This window comes from Roseateles sp. (genome assembly GCF_965262435.1).
Lineage (GTDB): Bacteria > Pseudomonadota > Gammaproteobacteria > Burkholderiales > Burkholderiaceae_C > Paucibacter_A.
Genome location: NZ_OZ253537.1, coordinates 5,115,391 through 5,131,981, shown reverse-complemented (window position 1 = coordinate 5,131,981; position 16,591 = coordinate 5,115,391). Strand labels below are relative to the sequence as shown.

At 66.9% G+C, this 16,591-nt stretch carries 13 protein-coding genes; 10 read left to right on the top strand and 3 right to left on the bottom strand.

The window, feature by feature from the left end; all coding sequences use genetic code 11:
- Window positions 1-29: 29 nt before the first annotated feature.
- Window positions 30-1,244 (top strand): hypothetical protein, encoded by a 1,215-nt coding sequence (locus tag ACQY39_RS22005; protein ID WP_428509905.1) that lies wholly within the window; start codon window positions 30-32, stop codon window positions 1,242-1,244.
- Between the two features lie 9 nt (window positions 1,245-1,253).
- On the opposite strand, the gene ACQY39_RS22000 is transcribed toward ACQY39_RS22005, so the two are convergent.
- The gene (locus ACQY39_RS22000; RefSeq protein ID WP_428509903.1) at window positions 1,254-2,309 is read right to left on the bottom strand and encodes an ornithine cyclodeaminase; all 1,056 of its coding nucleotides are present in this window, start codon (window positions 2,307-2,309) and stop codon (window positions 1,254-1,256) included.
- A 274-nt stretch (window positions 2,310-2,583) separates the two neighbouring features.
- Between ACQY39_RS22000 and ACQY39_RS21995 the strand changes: the two genes are divergently transcribed.
- Window positions 2,584-3,009 (top strand): Lrp/AsnC family transcriptional regulator, encoded by a 426-nt coding sequence (locus tag ACQY39_RS21995; RefSeq protein ID WP_263518580.1) that lies wholly within the window; start codon window positions 2,584-2,586, stop codon window positions 3,007-3,009.
- Between the two features lie 124 nt (window positions 3,010-3,133).
- A complete protein-coding gene (locus ACQY39_RS21990; protein ID WP_428509900.1) occupies window positions 3,134-5,392 on the top strand; it encodes an EAL domain-containing protein in 2,259 nt (752 codons plus the stop codon).
- A 26-nt stretch (window positions 5,393-5,418) separates the two neighbouring features.
- On the opposite strand, the gene ACQY39_RS21985 is transcribed toward ACQY39_RS21990, so the two are convergent.
- A complete protein-coding gene (locus ACQY39_RS21985) occupies window positions 5,419-7,803 on the bottom strand; it encodes a penicillin acylase family protein (protein ID WP_428509898.1) in 2,385 nt (794 codons plus the stop codon).
- A gap of 177 nt (window positions 7,804-7,980) precedes the next feature.
- On the opposite strand from ACQY39_RS21985, the gene ACQY39_RS21980 reads away from it, so the two are divergent.
- Together ACQY39_RS21980 and ACQY39_RS21975 are read left to right on the top strand one after the other, a co-directional pair.
- Window positions 7,981-8,904, top strand: coding sequence for a patatin-like phospholipase family protein (locus ACQY39_RS21980; protein WP_428510907.1), 924 nt, complete (start codon window positions 7,981-7,983; stop codon window positions 8,902-8,904).
- 101 nt (window positions 8,905-9,005) lie between these two features.
- Window positions 9,006-9,656: an LON peptidase substrate-binding domain-containing protein gene (locus ACQY39_RS21975; protein WP_428509896.1), complete on the top strand. Its 651-nt coding sequence runs from the start codon at window positions 9,006-9,008 to the stop codon at window positions 9,654-9,656.
- 759 nt (window positions 9,657-10,415) lie between these two features.
- Here the strand turns inward: ACQY39_RS21975 and phaP are convergent.
- A complete protein-coding gene (gene phaP, locus ACQY39_RS21970; RefSeq protein WP_428509894.1) occupies window positions 10,416-10,973 on the bottom strand; it encodes a TIGR01841 family phasin in 558 nt (185 codons plus the stop codon).
- Between the two features lie 244 nt (window positions 10,974-11,217).
- On the opposite strand from phaP, the gene ACQY39_RS21965 reads away from it, so the two are divergent.
- From ACQY39_RS21965 to ACQY39_RS21945, 5 genes are all read left to right on the top strand, one after another.
- Complete coding sequence (locus ACQY39_RS21965; protein ID WP_428509892.1) at window positions 11,218-12,177, top strand: histone deacetylase family protein; 960 nt, start codon at window positions 11,218-11,220, stop codon at window positions 12,175-12,177.
- 142 nt (window positions 12,178-12,319) lie between these two features.
- Complete coding sequence (locus ACQY39_RS21960) at window positions 12,320-13,042, top strand: nitroreductase (RefSeq protein ID WP_428509890.1); 723 nt, start codon at window positions 12,320-12,322, stop codon at window positions 13,040-13,042.
- 13 nt (window positions 13,043-13,055) lie between these two features.
- Window positions 13,056-14,480 (top strand): sodium:proton antiporter, encoded by a 1,425-nt coding sequence (locus tag ACQY39_RS21955; RefSeq protein WP_428509888.1) that lies wholly within the window; start codon window positions 13,056-13,058, stop codon window positions 14,478-14,480.
- 24 nt (window positions 14,481-14,504) lie between these two features.
- Window positions 14,505-15,476 (top strand): 2-hydroxyacid dehydrogenase, encoded by a 972-nt coding sequence (locus ACQY39_RS21950; RefSeq protein WP_428509886.1) that lies wholly within the window; start codon window positions 14,505-14,507, stop codon window positions 15,474-15,476.
- Window positions 15,477-15,701: 225 nt separating this feature from the next.
- A complete protein-coding gene (locus tag ACQY39_RS21945) occupies window positions 15,702-16,571 on the top strand; it encodes a hypothetical protein (RefSeq protein WP_428509884.1) in 870 nt (289 codons plus the stop codon).
- Window positions 16,572-16,591 lie beyond the last annotated feature (20 nt).

Genomic DNA, 16,591 nt, shown 5'->3' with positions numbered 1-16,591 from the left:
GTGTAGGACCACGAGATTTGGGGCCTGCCATGGCATTGAGATCAGAGTTGGGATCGCCTGCGGCGATCGAAGCGAGTTTGAATGAGGCCGAGGCCTTGTTGGCGGCCGAAGCCTATGAGGCTGTGCTCAGCCGCACGCGCGGCTTGCTGGATGTGCTCGAAGCCGCTGGCTCGGCCAGCTTGCGGCCGTTGGCGCGCCGCATCTACCAGCTGCGCGGTGACTGCCTGACCCGGCTGGACCGTTTCAGCGAGCTGCTGCAGGACAGCGCTGCCATGCTCGATCTGCTGTCGGTGGACCAAGCCTCGGCCGAGCGTGCCGAGCTGATGATCAAGATGTCCTTCGCTCACGCCAATCTGGCCATGCCCGAGCAGGCCTTGCGCGCCGCCCATGTGGCAGTGCAGGACGCCCTGGCCCTGGGCCAGCGCATGACGGCGGCGCAGGCCCTGGAACGGGTGGCCATGGCCTACCTGAGCATGGGTGACGGCGTCGCCGCCGAGCGTTTCATGTTCGAAGCCCTGGATCACAGCGACGAAAGCAGCCCGCCGCTCGAGCAGCTGCGCCGCACGTCCAATGCCATGCATCTGCTGTGCACGCTGCATGACGCCTACCAGGACATGGGCTTGAGTGAGCTGGCCGATGCGGTCTTGGCACGCGCGCGTGGACTGCCGGCGCGGGCCGAGCAGTGGCTGCCGCAGGTGCCGGGGCGCTATATGGTCTGCATGTGGCAGGCCAATCAAGCACGCTGCTGGCGCCGCAGCCAGCGCTTGGCTGAGGCCCAGGCCATGTTTGAAGACTGCGTGGCCGAAGGCGGCGCTCAGGGCTGGCATGCCGTGCGCCGGCCAGTGCAGCTGGAGTTGGCTTTGATGGCCGAGGCCCGCGGTGATCTGGATCAGGCTTTGCAGCTGCTGAACGCCTTGTTCGAGCCGGCGAATCTGCGCGTGCGCGATGTCGTCGCCTTGCCGGCTTACCGGATGCTCGAGCGGGTCTGCCGTGGCCTGGGCCAGGCCCAGGCGGCGGAGCAGGCTGGGCGGCAGCTCCGCGCCCGGCAGCTGGCGCGCCAGCAGGCCAGCCTGGAAGCCGCGACCCAAACTCAGGGTTTGGCGCCCATGATTTTGGCGGCCCTGGCAGCGGCCGATCGCCAGCGTCTGGAGGCGGAGATTCAGCGCCTGCGCAGCGAGCCGGAAGCCGGCGCCCGGCTGCACTTGCCGGACAGCGAGGCCTGGTTCAAGCTCGGCCTGCCCTGAAACGCGGGGTCAAGCGGCCGCTTGCACCGCCACCGGAGCCGCCGCCGTCGCGAGACCCAACTGGCCAAACAAGTCCTTGGGGTCGGCCATCTGCGGGATCAGGCTGACGTCTTGGCCCAGGCCCAGCTCGCGGGCCAGATCGCGCAGCAGGCGCAGGGCCGAGAAGTCCTCCAGGGCAAAGCCGACGGAGTCGAAGAAGGTGATCTGCGCTTCGCTGTCGCGGCCGGCGCTCAGGCCCTTGAGCACGCGCCAGAACTCGGTCACCGGGAACTCGGCCGGCATCTGCTGCAGATCGCCTTCGATGCGCGATTGCGGCTCGAACTCGACGAAGACCTTGGAGGCTTCCAGCACGCCGCGGTGCATTTCGGTCTTGCCGGGGCAGTCACCGCCGACGCCGTTGATGTGCATGCCCGGCTCGATCATCTCGGGCGTCAGGATGGTGGCGTTGGTCTTGTCGGCGGTCACGGTGGTGACGATGTCGGCGCCGCGCACGGCCTCGGCCGTGCTCTTGCACGCGATCAGGCGCAGGCCGGTCAGGGCGCTCAGGTGGCGCTGCAGCTTGGCGGTGGCGGCCGGGTCGATGTCGTAGAGGCGGATCTCGCTGATGCCCAGCAGGTGGTGGAAGGCCAGGGCCTGGAACTCGCTTTGCGCGCCATTGCCGATCAAGGCCATGCTGCGGGCGTTCTTGCGCGCCAGTTGCTTGGCCGCCATCACCGAGGTGGCGGCGGTGCGGATGGCGGTGGTCAGCGTCAATTCGCTGAGCAGCTCGGGCCGGCCGGTGGCCACCTCCGCCAGCAGACCCACGGCCATGACGGTGGGCAGGCCGGCGCGGGTGTTCTTGGGGTGGCCGTTGACGTACTTGAAGCTGTAGAGGCTGGCGTCGGCGATGGGCATCAGCTCGATCACGCCGTCCTCGGAATGGCTGGCCACGCGGGCGCATTTGTCGAACTCGTTCCAGCGCAGGTAGTCCGCTTCGAGATAGCCGACCATGCGCTTGAAAAACTCGGCCATGCCGAGGGTCTGGGCCATTCGGGCGACGTCTTGCGTGTTCAGCAAAGTGGTCATGGGAAGTCTCCGTTGTTCTGTTGCCATGGATTCTTCCCAAGCTCGCTGCTAGCGAGAAGAGCAAGAAATGATCAATTAGTGATGGGGATTTGCCATTTTGGTAGAGTCGATTGGCGAAATGGCAGTTTGATGAGATCGAAGGAGTGAATCGTGAATGGCGAATCGTGAATGGTGAAAACCGGCTGAGTGCTTCCGAATCGACCATTCACGACCCACGACCCACGACCCACAATTCACGATTCACGATTCACGATTCACGATTCACCTCCCCCCCATGGACACCCTCGACCAACAACTGATGGCCCTGCTGCGCCTGGACGCTCGTGCCACCGTGGCCACCCTGGCGGCCAAGCTCAAGGTCTCGCGCGGCACCGTCACCAACCGCATCGCCAAGCTAGAAGACGCCGGTGTCATCGTCGGCTACACGGTGCGCCTGCGGCCCGATGTCACACCCAATGAGATCTGCGCCTGGATGAGCATCGCTGTGGAAGGCAACAAGACCCGCGAGGTGATCAGCATCTTGCTGGGCGAGCCGGGCGTGTCGGGCCTGTTCGACACCAACGGCCGCTGGGATCTGCTGGCCGAGTTGCGCGCGGCCACTCTGGCCGAGCTGGCCGATGTGCTGGAGCGGGTGCGCCTGATCAAGGGCATCGGTGCCACCGAAACAAGCATCCATTTGCAGACCTACAAAGCGGCGTGATGGCGCGCCGGCCATGTACATTGGCAGCTGTCCCGATGTGGCCGGAGTCGGCAGCCGCAGGGGACAGTTCCCGACCCGCGAGTCGAGCGCTGATCCAGGATCGCCCTGCTCGCACAGCCCCACGATGAACGAAGACCTGCCCTCAGTCCCAGCGCCGATTGCCGACGTCGACACCCAGCTCGAGCTGGCACTGCGCGAGCGCGACATCATCCTGGCCCATGCCGGCGTGGGCATCGTCTTCGTCAAGCAGCGCGTCATCATGCGCTGCAACGCCCGCTACGCCGAGATCTTCGGCTATGCCGATTCGCAGGTGCCGATCGGTCGCAGCAGCATAGAGATCTACCCTGACGAGGCCGCCTTCAAGCAGTTGGGCGCGGAAGCCTACCCGGTGCTGGCCAGCGGCCAGCGCTACAAGACCGAGCGGCAGATGCGGCGGCGCAGCGGCGAGCTGTTTTGGAGCAGCATGACCGGGCGCCTGATCGAGCCGGAGGACCCCAGCCAGGGCTCGATCTGGATCGTCGACGACATCACCGAGCAGAAGTTGGCCCAGGACGCCCTGGCCGCCGTCACTGCCGAGCAGCACCTGATCCTCGACCATTCCATGGTCGGCATCGTCTTCCTGCGCGAGCGCCGCGTGACGCGCTGCAACCGCAGCTTCGAGCAACTGTTCGGCTACGCCCATGGCGAGCTGGACGGCAGCTCCTCGCGCCAGTGGTACCTCACCGATGCCGACTGGGAGGCCGCCGGCCAGCGTTGTTACGAACCCTTCAAGCAGGGCCTTGCCTTCGAAGGCGAACTGCTGCTACGCAAGAAGGACGGCACGCCGGTGCACTGCGAGGTGCGCAGCAAGGCCATCGATGTCACGGACCTCTCGCGCGGCTCGATCTGGATCACCATGGACATCAGCGCTCGCAAGAACGCCGAAAGCGCCCTGGTCCAGGCCAAGGACGAACTCGAGCATCTGATCAAGAAGCGCACCCGCCAGCTGCAGCAGACCGTGCTGGCCATGGAGCAGAAGGTGCTGGAGCAGCAGCGCGCAGAAGCGCACATCCAGCGCCTGGCCCATTTCGACGCGCTGACCGGCCTGCCCAACCGCGTGATGCTGGCCGAACGCTGCCACCAGGCGCTCGAGATCGCCCGCCGCCACGGCGAGAGCCTGGCCCTGGTGTTTCTCGACCTGGACCATTTCAAGAACGTCAACGATTCCCTGGGCCACCGCTTTGGCGATGAGCTGTTGAAGATCTTGGCGCGCCGCCTCAAGACCGCTGTGCGCGAGCAAGACACGGTCTCGCGACTGGGCGGCGACGAGTTCGTGCTGGTGCTGCCAGGCACCGATGCGGCCGGGGCCGGCCATGTCGCCGAGAAGGTCATGGAGCTGGCCGGTGAGCCCTTCCAGATTGAGCAGAACGAGCTCAATGTCACGCCCTCGATCGGCATTGCCATATACCCGGCCGATGGCGACAGCTTCGATGCCTTGTGCAAATGCGCGGACATCGCCATGTACCGCGCCAAGCAGGACGGCCGCAACAGCTACCGCTTTTTCACCGCCCAGATGCAGGCCGAATCGCTGCGTGTGCTGCAGCTGGAGAATTCGCTGCGCCGAGCCCTGGAGCGCGAACAGCTGAGTCTGGTCTACCAGCCTCAGGTCTCGCTGCTGACCGGCCGGGTCATCGGCGCCGAGGCTTTGCTGCGCTGGCAGCACCCGGAGCTCGGTTCGGTCTCACCGGCCGAGTTCATTCCAGTGGCGGAAGCCAGCGGCTTGATCGTCCCCATCGGTGAATGGGTGCTGCGCACCGCTCTGGCCCAGCTCAAACGATGGCTGGATGCCGGCATGGAGCCGCTGGTGATGTCGGTCAACATCTCCTCGGTGCAGTTCAGGCATAACGACTTGCCGGAGCTGACCGGGCGCATCCTGGAGCAGGTCCAATTGCCGCCCGAGCTGCTCGAGCTGGAGCTGACCGAGGGCGTGGCCATGCGCGACCCGCTGGGCGCCATTGCGGTGATGAGCGAGCTGCACCAACGTGGCATCCGCCTGTCCATCGACGATTTCGGCACCGGCTACTCTTCGCTCAGCTATCTGAAGAAGTTCCGGGTCTACAAGCTCAAGGTCGACCAGAGCTTTGTGCGCGACCTCGGCGACGACCCCGAGGACCGCGCCATCGTCAGCGCCATCATCAGCATGGCCCACAGCCTCGGCATGCGCACGATTGCCGAGGGCGTTGAAACCCTGGACCAGCTTCAGTTCCTGCGCAGCCAGGGCTGCACCGAGGTGCAGGGCTATCTGTTCAGCCGGCCGCTTTCGGCCGAAGCCTTTGCCGCTTTTGTGGCTGCCGGCCTGCACCTGCCATACGCGCACAGCGAGCTTGGGCCGGAGAGCGGCTGAGACCGCCTTGCCTGTTCTTGCCCCCTTCAGGGTCGAGCGGCGGGCCGTGCCTCCAGCTGGTGCTGCGCTGGGCCGGCCAGCAAGGGCGTCGGACGTGCGCGCATGAAGTCGGCGTGCCCGGCACCGTAATAGGGCGAGAGCGGGTGGCCGCTCTGGCCGCCGGGCATGCTCAAAAGGCCCTGGTCTTCATGGCCGGGCGATACGACCAGACGCTGCGACTGGCCGTGGCGCTGCTGCATGACCTGGGGCAAATTGGCGTCGCCGTCCATGGGCTCTTGCGGCATGTCCAGCCAGGGCCCCAGAGCCGGAATCGCGCGCGACAGCACATGCTGGATGCGGCTCGGGTTGGCCCGGCCCCAGGTGGCTTGGGCCAGCGGCAGCTTGCCGCCTTCGCTCAGCTCGGCCACGGCTGCATCGACCTGGCTGCGCTCGAAAGCCTGCCAGCTGCTGAAGCCGGGCGGCAGCAGATGGGCGGGCTTGAGCTCCAGGGCCTGCACCGCGCTGTATTCGAAGTTCTTCTTCCAGGACATGCGGGTCTTCTCGTCGCCCTGCATCTCCGCCCCCAGCAGCGGCCGGGTCCAGGCCAGCCAGAGCGCGTCCAGCGTGTGCAGGCGCACGCTGCGGGCCAGGCGGTAGCCGACCTGGTCGGCGGCGGCCTGGCCGTTCCATTGCTGCAGCAGGCGCAGCACCTCGGCATGGGGTGCATGGCCGGCAGCGCCGGCCTCGATGCGCCGGGCCCAGGTCTTGATGAAGCGCGCCTCGTGGTCCAGATGGATGGCGCCCAGGCTGGCCTCGTCATGCTGCGGCCGCTCGCTCAGGCGTTCGCGCACCTGGCGCGCACGCGCGCCGAGGTCAAAGCCGCCGTCACCGATCAGCTCGCCCCAGGCGCCGGCGCTCTGGCGGTTGTTGGCGGTCCAGAGCTGGCCGTCTTTGGGGTTCTGGATCAGGGGGTAGTCGGCCGGTGCCAGCCAGCCGCGCGCCGGCGTGTCCAAGCTTTGGAAACGTGCATAGCGACTGCCCAGCCCGGACTCGCTCCAGAGGCGGCCGGCCACCGTCCAGGCGATCTGGCCTTTGCTGTCAGCCATCAGCATGTTCTGCTGCGGCAAGCCGGCCGTGCGCGCCTGGCTCAGCAGTTGATCCAGTGATCGTGCCTGGATGAAGGCGTCGACGCCGAGGTTGTAGGCCTCGCCCTGGTGCGCCACCCAGCGCAGGGCATAACGTTGGCCCTGAACGGTTTTCATGATGGGCGCGCCGTCCACTTCCTGCACGCGCAGCGTTCGCGCCGCGCCGCCCTTGACGGCGATGCTTTCCTCGAAGACGCGCAGCCGCCCTTCAGGCAGCTCGGCCGGCAGCCGGATCCAGTCGAACCACTGGCCATAGGCATTGGTGAAGCCCCAGGCGACATGGCCGTTGCTGCCCACGACCAGGCTGGGCGCGCCGGGCAGGCTCAGACCCGCGGCGCGCAGGGCGCCGTCGCCCCGGCCGATCTGCAATTGGGCGCGGTACCAGATGCTGGGCACGCCCAGGCCCAAGTGCATATCGTCGGCCAGGATGGCGCGGCCGTCGGCGGTGCGGCTGCCGGCCACGGCCCAGTTGTTGCTGCCCAGCACGGCCTCGTCCTCCGGTGCACGGGGTCGCAGGCCCGCCACGGCTTCGGGCTGATGGGCGGCTTTCTGTAGATTGAGCAGCTCCGGGCCGGGCAGGGCCAGCGGCGCCAGCTGGCTGCCGTCCAGGGCCGCATCCCAGGCGCCACCGCGCGGCGTCAGCCAGTCGAACAAGGTGTCTCCTGCTTTCTCTCGCAGCAGGGCGCGCTCGAAGCCGCCTTGGATGCCGCCGCTTTGCAGCATGGTGAACATTTCGCCGATCACCAGCAGCGAATCCACTGGCTGCCAGTCCTGGGGCTGGGCGCGCAGCAGCAGGTACTGCCAGGGTCGCACACGCAGGGCCGCCAGGCCGGCGTTGACGCCGCCGGCATAGGCTTGCAGCAGCGCGCGGTCGGCGTCGCTCATGCCGGCCAGGCGTTCACTCAAGCGCGCGCGCAGGCGATGCAGGCGGCGCTCCTGGTCGCGTTCCACGGCCTGCGGCCCGAACAAGGCAGCCAGCTCACCGGCGGCCGAACGGCGGCTCAGGTCCATCTCGAAAAAACGTTCCTGCGCATGGACAAAGCCGAGACCGCGCGCCAGATCGAGGCGGTTCTCGCCCTGCAGCACGGCCGTTCCCAGGCTGTCGCGAGCCAGGCTCAGAGGGGCGCTCAAGCCCGGCAGCTCGATGCGGCCGTCCAGCTGCGGCAGGCTGGCGCGCAACAAGGCCCAGAGCGTCATGGCCAGGAGCAGGGCCAGCAGGAGCAGGCCGATCAGGCTGCGGCGAACGATCAGGCGCCAGGTGCGCGGGGCGGAGGTCGGAAGGGACATGGCAGATGACCGTGCAGAGGCCAAACGGTGAGGGCGCCGCGATTGTGGCCGGCCGCTGGCGCTGTCCGATTCGGGGTTTTGCAGGGTATCCCTAGAATCCGCGCCATGCCTCTGACCGCGCTCCAGTTTTCCGCCCCGCTTGCTTCGGCAGCGAAGTCCTACCTCCCACGACTGACCATGGGCGTCCTGGCCTTGGCCCTGGCCGCCTGTTCCCAGCTGCCGCTGATCGGCAGCGGCCCCGCTGTACCTCCGAGCTCACCCAGTTCGCCTGCCCCGGCCGACCCGGTGGCGCCACCGCCCGTGCCGGTCGTCAAGGCCCCGCCGGTGCTGCCCAAGGTCGGTCTGGCCCTGGGCGGCGGGGCGGCGCGTGGCTTTGCCCATATCGGCGTGATCCAGGTGCTGGAAGAGCAGGGCATCAAGGTCGACCTGGTGGCCGGCACCTCGGCCGGCAGCTTGGTGGCGGCCTTGTATGCCTCGGGCATGGGCGGGCGCGAGTTGGCTACGCTGGCCGAGAACATGGACGAGGGCGCCATCACCGATTGGGCCTTTCCGACCCGCGGCCTGATTCGCGGCGAGGCCTTGGCCAAATATGTGCGTGAGAAAACCGGCGGCAAGAACATCGAGCAGATGCGCATGCCGCTGGGCGTGGTCGCCACCGACCTGTCCGACGGCTCGGGCTCTTTGTTCCGCCGTGGTGACACCGGGGTGGCGGTGCGCGCGTCCAGCTCGGTTCCGGCGGTGTTCCAGCCGGTGCGCATTGGCAGCCGCGACTATGTGGATGGCGGCTTGGTCGCGCCGGTGCCGGTGCGCTATGCGCGCCAGATGGGCGCCGAACTGGTGATTGCGGTCGACATCTCCTCGCCGCCGGAGGAAAAGCCGGGCACGGGCGCCATTCCCATGCTGATGCAGACCTTCTCCATCATGGGCCGCAGCATCAACAACTTTGAGCTGCGTGAGGCCGATGTGCTGATTCGCCCCAAGCTGGACGGCGTCGGCAGTGCCGATTTCAGCGCGCGCCGTCGCTCCATCCAGGCGGGTCGCGAGGCCGCTCAGGCGGCGCTGCCGCAGTTGCGCGCACGCATCGCTGAAAAATCGCGTTAGGCCTCTGCGGCCGGATTTGCTGCCGGTCTGGGCTAGGCTTGGGGCCTTGCCACCGGCGCGGCTGCCGGCGGCGCCGCGTCCTGGCCCAAGGTGCACTGCCCGTGATCAACGAATCTGCCACGCCTTTGTTTCCGCTGCAGTCCGTGCTCTTCCCCGAGGGCTATTTGCAGCTGCAGATCTTCGAGCCGCGCTACCTCGACATGGTGCAGCGCTGCTGGCGCGAAGGCCGGCCTTTTGGTGTGCTGAGCTTGCTGGAAGGTGGTGAGGTGCGGCGGCGCGACCCGGCGCGCGGTGAAGCCTTTGTGCAAGAACGTTTCCAGAGCGTGGGCACCTTGGCGCAGATCGAGCATTGCGAGACCGCGCAGGCTGGGCTCCTGCGCATCCGCTGCCGCGGCACTCAGCGCTTTCGTCTGCTCAGCAGCGACTGCTTGCCCGGCGGGCTCTGGGTCGGTCAGATCGAGACCTTGGCCGACGATGCCGCCGTGGCCGTGCCGCCCGACCTCAAGCCCACGGCCGCCTTGTTGCAAAGCCTGCTGCACAGCCTGGAGCAGGGGGCTGCGGCTGTGGATGTGCCGGTGCAGCCGCCCTATCGCTGGGACGACAGCGGCTGGCTGGCCAACCGCTGGTGCGAGCTGCTGCCCCTGCCTCCCGAGGAACGCCAGCGCCTGATGCAGCTGGACAACCCGCTGCTGCGCCTGGAACTGGTGGCCGATCAACTCGACCAACCGGGGGTGTTGGCGGGGCAGGGCTGAGGATTCGGCTAGGACAGCCATTGTTTTTTGACCGGACTCGGCACAGAGCGGAAGTTTGATGGCCTGGTTTGCCTCGCTGCGGTGGCTCGGCCCGCCGCCGTGCTCATGGTGCCCGGGTCGGCTCTGCGAGCCGACTCCCCTCGGTGCTCACTGCGCGGCTCAGCGGCGCCAAACTCCCTCCGTTCGCTGCGCTCACTGTGGTCAAACAGTGGCGCCGAGTCAGTGCTTGAAGCGCGCTTGAAGCAAGCTTCGGCGCGCGCCTGAGCCGCTCCGCTGCGCTCTCGGCCGCGCACAAATCGCCCGTCGTCAGTCCGAGCCACCTCCGAATGTGGCGTGTTCCACCGTCGAGGGGCAGATCGATCGCGATGCAAGCGCCCTGCAGTTCGGGGCGCCGCTGGGCGATTTGTGAAGGGCTGAGCAGCGCAGCGCCTTGGGGCGCGCGCGTACCCGCGCGCTTCAAGCTCTGACTTGGCGCGTCTGTCTGAACGAAACGAACGCAGTGAGTGAAGAGAGTTATGCGCCAGCCCCGAGGCGCGAGCAGCGCAAGGCAGTCGGCCCGCCAGGGCCGACCCCGGAACCATGAGCCCGGCGGCGGCCTGAACTGCAGGGCCTCACGAGGAAGAACAAGAAGGCTGCTTTGTGCCGGCCCCTAACTCTGCAGCCAGACGAAAAAAAGCCCAGCGGATGCTGGGCTTGAAGGGCACGTTTGAAGACGACCGCAGCCGTCCTCAGCGGTGCCGAGGAGACAACTGATGTCGCTCAGGCAGCAGCGCGCTTGGAAGCGCGGGTGGCGGTCTGGCTGGCCTTGACGGCGCTGTTGGTGGCGGCTTCGAAGTTGGCTTCGGCCACTTCGGTGGCTTGCTTGGCAGCCTTTTGCACGGTCTCAAAAGCGTTGTTTGCGGCGGCCACAGCGCTCTTCACCAGAGCGACGGCGTTCTCGGTGCCGGCCGGTGCGTTCTTGGCAGCGTTCTCGACCACGGCCGAGAACTTCGACTGGATGTCGGCCATCTGGGCTTCAGCGACCTTGGCCACTTCGGCATTGGTGCTGGTGGCGATGTCGTACAGGTGACGGCTGTAGGAAGCGGCTTTCTCGGCGCTCGGCTGCAGCAGGGCGCTTTGCAGGGCCAGCAGTTCTTGAGCGTCCTTCACCGACAGGGCGGCTTGGGTGGATTCCACCACTTCGCCCAGGGCGGTCTTGGCCACTTGCATGTTCAGCTCGACCAGCTTTTCCACGCCTTCGAAAGCCTTGTTGGTCAGACCGAACAGGGTTTCGACATTGGCTTTGTGGGCGGCGATGATTTGTTCTGTAGTCAGCATGGAGCACTCCTTGTGGGGGGTGACCCCCGTTGATTCGATGGATGAAATCGTTCGACAGCGTTTAATGTTGCACTGCAACAAAACGAAGTATAGGGATGTCGAGCGGCATTGCAAGCGTTATTTGCTGCAGTGCAACAAACTAGGGGTGCCGCCCAAAATTCCTGCCTTCAGCCCGAGCTTGGCGCCTGGCGGTGACAGCCCCATGACAGCAGCGGGAAAGCCGCAGCGGCTACCCTCTCGCCCCATGCAGGCCTTCCATTCCGACGCCCACAGCCTGGCCCTGCCGCCGGGCCATAGTTTTCCGGCCAGCAAGTACCGCCTGCTGCGCGAGCATTTCGAGGCCGACCCTGGCTTGCTGCAGATGGCCGCCGCGCCGGCTGCGAGCGCGGCCGAGTTGGCCTTGGTGCACACGCCGGGCTATATCGACGCGGTGATGCGCGGCGAACTCAGCCCGACCCAGCAGCGCGAGATCGGTTTCCCCTGGTCGCCCTCGATGGCGACGCGCTCGCTGCACTCGGTCGGCGCCAGCATCGCCGCCGCCCGCGCCGCCCTGGCCGAGGGCGTGGCCGCCAATATGGCCGGCGGCACCCACCACGCGTTTGCCGACCGTGGCTCGGGCTATTGCGTGTTCAACGATGTGGCGGTGGCCGCCCGCCTGATGCAGCGGGAGTGGCAGCAGCTGGGTCATACAGAAACGCTGCCCGTGCTCGTCATCGACCTCGATGTGCACCAAGGCAATGGCACGGCCGCCATCTTTGAAGGCGACGACAGCGTGTTCACCTTCTCCATGCACGGTGCCAAGAATTTCCCGGCCCGCAAGGAGCGCAGCGACCTCGATGTGGAACTGCCCGACGGCTGCAGCGACGCGCCCTATCTGGAGGCGCTGGACCGCGCGTTGGAGGAGATCTGGGCCCGCCACACGGCCGCCCGAACCCAGCCCGGCCTGGCCTTCTATCTGGCTGGCGCCGACCCGCACGAGGGCGACCGGTTGGGTCGGCTCAAGCTGACGAGCGCCGGCCTGGCGGAGCGCGACCGCCGTGTGCTCGCGGCGCTGCGCGAGCGTGGCATTCCCGTCGCCCTGAGCATGGCCGGCGGCTACGGCCACGACATCGCCAGCACGGTCGCGGTGCAGGTGAACACCCTCAACGAGGCGGTCAGGGCCTGGGCGGGGTGGCGCATGCCTGGCTCGCGGGCTTTTGTGTGACGCCAGCTTGGCTTGGACGGTTTGCCTCCAGATCGCGATGCCGGCGCTGACCACGCGTTCCCGGGCAGGCCGCCGCTTTGTGGTTGAATTTCCCCAATGATGCCCAGCTCGGCATCGCCTACCAGGACGCTTTGCCCCCGCCATGACGACACCGAATCTGTTCCAGCCTGTCACGCCCGCCGACACCGCGGCCGTAGACACCGCCATCGTGACCCGCCGTTCCATGCGCGCGTTCTTGCCCACCGAGGTGCCGGAGAGCCAGATCGAGGAGATCCTGAACGTGGCGTCCCGGGCGCCTTCGGGCACCAACACCCAGCCCTGGCAGGTCCATGTGCTGACCGGTGCGGCGCGGCAGCGCCTGGTGGACCGCATCCAGGCGGCCTACCTTGACCCGGTCGAGCTGGCGAAGCACACGGAGGAGTACGCCTACTACCCGACTGAGTGGGTCTCGCCCTACATCGACCGCCGCCGCAAGGTCGGTTGGGATCTGTACGGCCTGCTCGACATCGCCAAGACCGACAAGGCCCGCATGCAGGCCCAACATGCGCGCAACTTCCAGTTCTTCGATGCGCCCGTGGGCCTGATCTTCACCATCGATCGCTTGATGCAGCAAGGCAGCTGGCTGGACTACGGCATGTTCCTGGAGAACGTGATGATCGCGGCGCGCGGCCGCGGTCTGCACACCTGCCCGCAGGCAGCCTTCACCCAGTTCCACCACCTGATTTCCGAGGAACTGCAGCTGGCCCCCGGCCAGATGGTGGTCTGCGGCATGGCCTTGGGTCACGCCGACCCCGCCGCGGTGGAAAACAGCCTGCTGACCGAGCGCGCGCCAGTTGCCGAATTCGCCCGCTTCTACCGTGATTGAGTGCGGCGGGCGCATGAGGGGCCAGGTCTTGCGCACCTGGGTCAGCCGGGTCACGGCGCTGTTGTTGGCGGGCGCCGCAGGCCCGGCCCTGGCGGCCGATCTGGACGGCAGCCGTTTCGGCGCGCTCTGGGGCCTGCCGTTTGCGGGTCTGCTGCTGTCCATCGCCTTGATGCCCTTGCTGGCGCCAGCGATCTGGCACCGTCATTTCGGCAAGATCAGCGCGGGCTGGGCCCTGGCCCTGCTGTTGCCCTTGTTGGTTCGCGAAGGCGCCGGTACGACAGGCGGCGTGCTGCTGCACACCGCCGTGGCCGAGTACCTGCCTTTCGTGATCCTGCTGACAGCGCTGTTCACCACCGCGGGCGGCATCTTCATTCGCGGCAATCTGCACGGCAGCCCGGGGCTCAATGTCGGCTTGCTGGCGGTCGGCGCGGCCCTGGCCAGCGTGATGGGCACGACGGGGGCGTCCATGCTGATGGTGCGGCCGCTGATCCGCGCCAACGACAACCGCCGTCACAACGTCCATGTGCTGGTGTTCTTCATCTTCATCGTCAGCAATGCCGGTGGCGCGCTGACGCCGCTGGGCGACCCGCCGCTGTTCCTGGGCTTTCTGCAAGGCGTGAGCTTTTTCTGGACCCTGCAGCATCTGGCACCGCACACGCTGTTCATGGTGGGCAGCCTGCTGGCCATCTTCTACCTGCTGGACCGCCATTTCTACCGCCGCGAAGGCGTGCTGCCGCGCGATCCCACGCCGGACGACCACCGCTTCGGCATCGAGGGCAGCCTGAACTTTGCCTTGCTCGGCGTGGTGGTGGGCCTGGTGCTGATGAGCGGGCTGTGGAAGCCGGCGCACCCAGGCTGGCAGCTCGCCGGCGTGAGCCTGAGCATGCCGGCCCTGCTGCGCGATGGCGCCCTGGTCCTGGTGACCTTGGCCTCGGTCGTGCTGACGCCCCGTGATGTGCGCGCGCGCAACCAGTTCAGCTGGGCGCCCATGCTGGAGGTGGCCAAGCTCTTTGCCGCCATCTTCGTGACCATGGCGCCGGTGCTGGCCATGCTCAAGGCCGGGGAGCAAGGGGCGTTTGCCGCCGTCACCCTCGCCGTCACCGCGCCCGATGGCCAGCCCATGCCCTGGGCCTATTTTTGGTTCAGCGGCATTCTGTCTTCCTTCCTGGACAACGCGCCGACCTATCTGGTGTTCTTCAATCTGGCCGGCGGCGATGCGGCGCAGCTGATGACCCAATTGGCCCCCACGCTGGTGGCCATCTCGGCCGGCTCGGTTTTCATGGGTGCCAACAGCTACATCGGCAATGCGCCCAACTTCATGGTCAAGGCCATCGCTGAGGAGCGCGGCATTGCCATGCCCAGCTTCTTTGGCTATATGGCCTGGTCGGGCGCGGTCTTGATCCCCTTGTTTGTCGTGATGAGCCTGATCTGGTTCTGAGGAGCGCGCCGCATGCCGACCCCCATGACTTCGAAACCGCGCGTGCTGCTGGCCCGGCGGATTTTTCCGGACATTGCCGCGCGCATGGCCGAGGCTTTTGAGCTCGACTATGCCGACGACGACCAGCCTCTGAGTCCCGAGGCGCTGCGCCAGCGCCTGCAAGGCAAGGCCGGCCTGTTTGCCTCGGGCACCGAACAGATCACCGCCGAACTGCTCGATGCCTGCCCCGAGTTGCGCGTCATCAGCCTGATGACGGTGGGCTACAACAATGTGGACCTGGCCGCCTGCAGCGCGCGCGGCGTGCGCGTCAGCAATGCGCCCGATGTGCTGACCGAAACCACGGCCGATTTCGGCTTCGCTCTGATGATGGCCGCCGCCCGGCGCATCAGCGAGAGCGAGCATTACCTGCGCCGCGGCGACTGGAAGCAGTGGCGCGTGGACTTGTTTGCCGGCGCTGACATCCACGGCAGCACCTTGGCCATCTTGGGCATGGGCCGCATCGGCCAGGCCATCGCCCGGCGCGGCGCCCTGGGCTTCGGCATGAAGGTGATTTATCACAAGCGCAGCCGGCTCGCGCCCGAGCAGGAGGCGCCGATCGGCGCGCGCTGGGTCAGCAAGGAGGCGCTGCTGCGCGAGGCGGACCACCTCGTCATTGTCGTGCCCTACACGCCGGCCTCCCACCATCTGGTGGCAGAGCAAGACCTGGCCCTGATGAAGCCCAGCGCCACGCTGACCAATATCGCGCGCGGTGGCGTGGTGGACGATGTGGCCTTGGCACGCGCCCTGCAGCAAGGGCGCCTGGCGGCGGCCGGCCTCGATGTCTTCGAGGGCGAGCCGCAGGTGCACCCGGAACTGCTGGCCTGCAGCAAGGTCGTGCTCACGCCGCACATTGCCAGTGCTTCGCTGCCGACGCGTCGTGCGATGTGCGAACTTGCAGAAGCCAATTTGCGCGCGGCTTTCAGCGGGTCTCCGATGCCGACACTGCTCAATCCCTAACCCGCCTGCTGCGCGGCGCGCCCGCGTGTCTGAAAGTGAGCCAAACTTCGCTTGAAATCAAGGCAGAATCGCCCCCCGGCCGCATGCAGTGATGTGCGGTGACACAAAAAAGAGGAGGGTCATATGCTTCGGAAAAACAAAAAAACCGATCGAATCGCCCGGCTTGCCCGTGCAGAAAACAGGGCGGGCTCAGCCTGGCCGGCTTGGTCTGCCGCCTGGATTCTGTTGTCTTGCCTGGGCGGCGCGGCCAGGGCCGAAACGGCCGAGGGCGTGAGCCCGGCGCCGCGTACCGTGGCCGTGATCGCGGCCATTGGCGACCGCATCACCATCGTGCGACAGCGCGAACAGACAGGCACCCACCTGGCGCCCTACACGCGCAAGGAAGTGCGCCTGGACCCCGTGGTGCTGAACCGGCTGGTGCTGGAGGGCATTGACGAGGGTTTCAAACAGAGCGAGCCGCAAACCCGCCGTGTGCTGCTGGACTGGCTGCCGCCTGACCAGGCCATGGCCTACGTCGATGAGAAGCGTTACGTCCAGCGCGAGGAGCGCTTGGAGTCACTGCTGATCGAGCACCTGCGCGCCGCGCCCGAGCGCAGCCAGTGGGATGAGATCGTGGCCGTCTTGCCAAAATGGCATATGTCCAGCGTCAAAGGCATGGGGGAACGCCTGGCGGGCATCGGCATCTATATCCAGCCTCTGGCACGCGAGCGCTACACCGGCCTGGAGTCCTCGGGCAATGGTGATTTGAATCTGCAGGCCGAGGGCCAAGCCGATGGGGACTACCAGACCATCGACCCGAAGACCGGCGAAAAGGGCTCCAGCTCGATGTTTGTCGCGGTCTTCATGTACTTCCAGACGGTGACACTGGATGCGCGCACCCTGACGGTGAAGAAGCGCGAGGTGCGTCGCGACAGCGTGCGCTACCACGACCCGAACTCGACCGCGATCAACATCGGTCGCATGTTCGATTCGGGCTTCCTGTCCCAAGCCCTGAGCAATGTCGTGCAGCGCTCGTCGGAGCGCGCCGTGACCGGCGACGTCACCGTCAGCCCGGCGCGCAAGCTCGAAGCGCCGGCCGCACCGACGAAGCCTTGAAGAAGCACTGAACGCGGCGC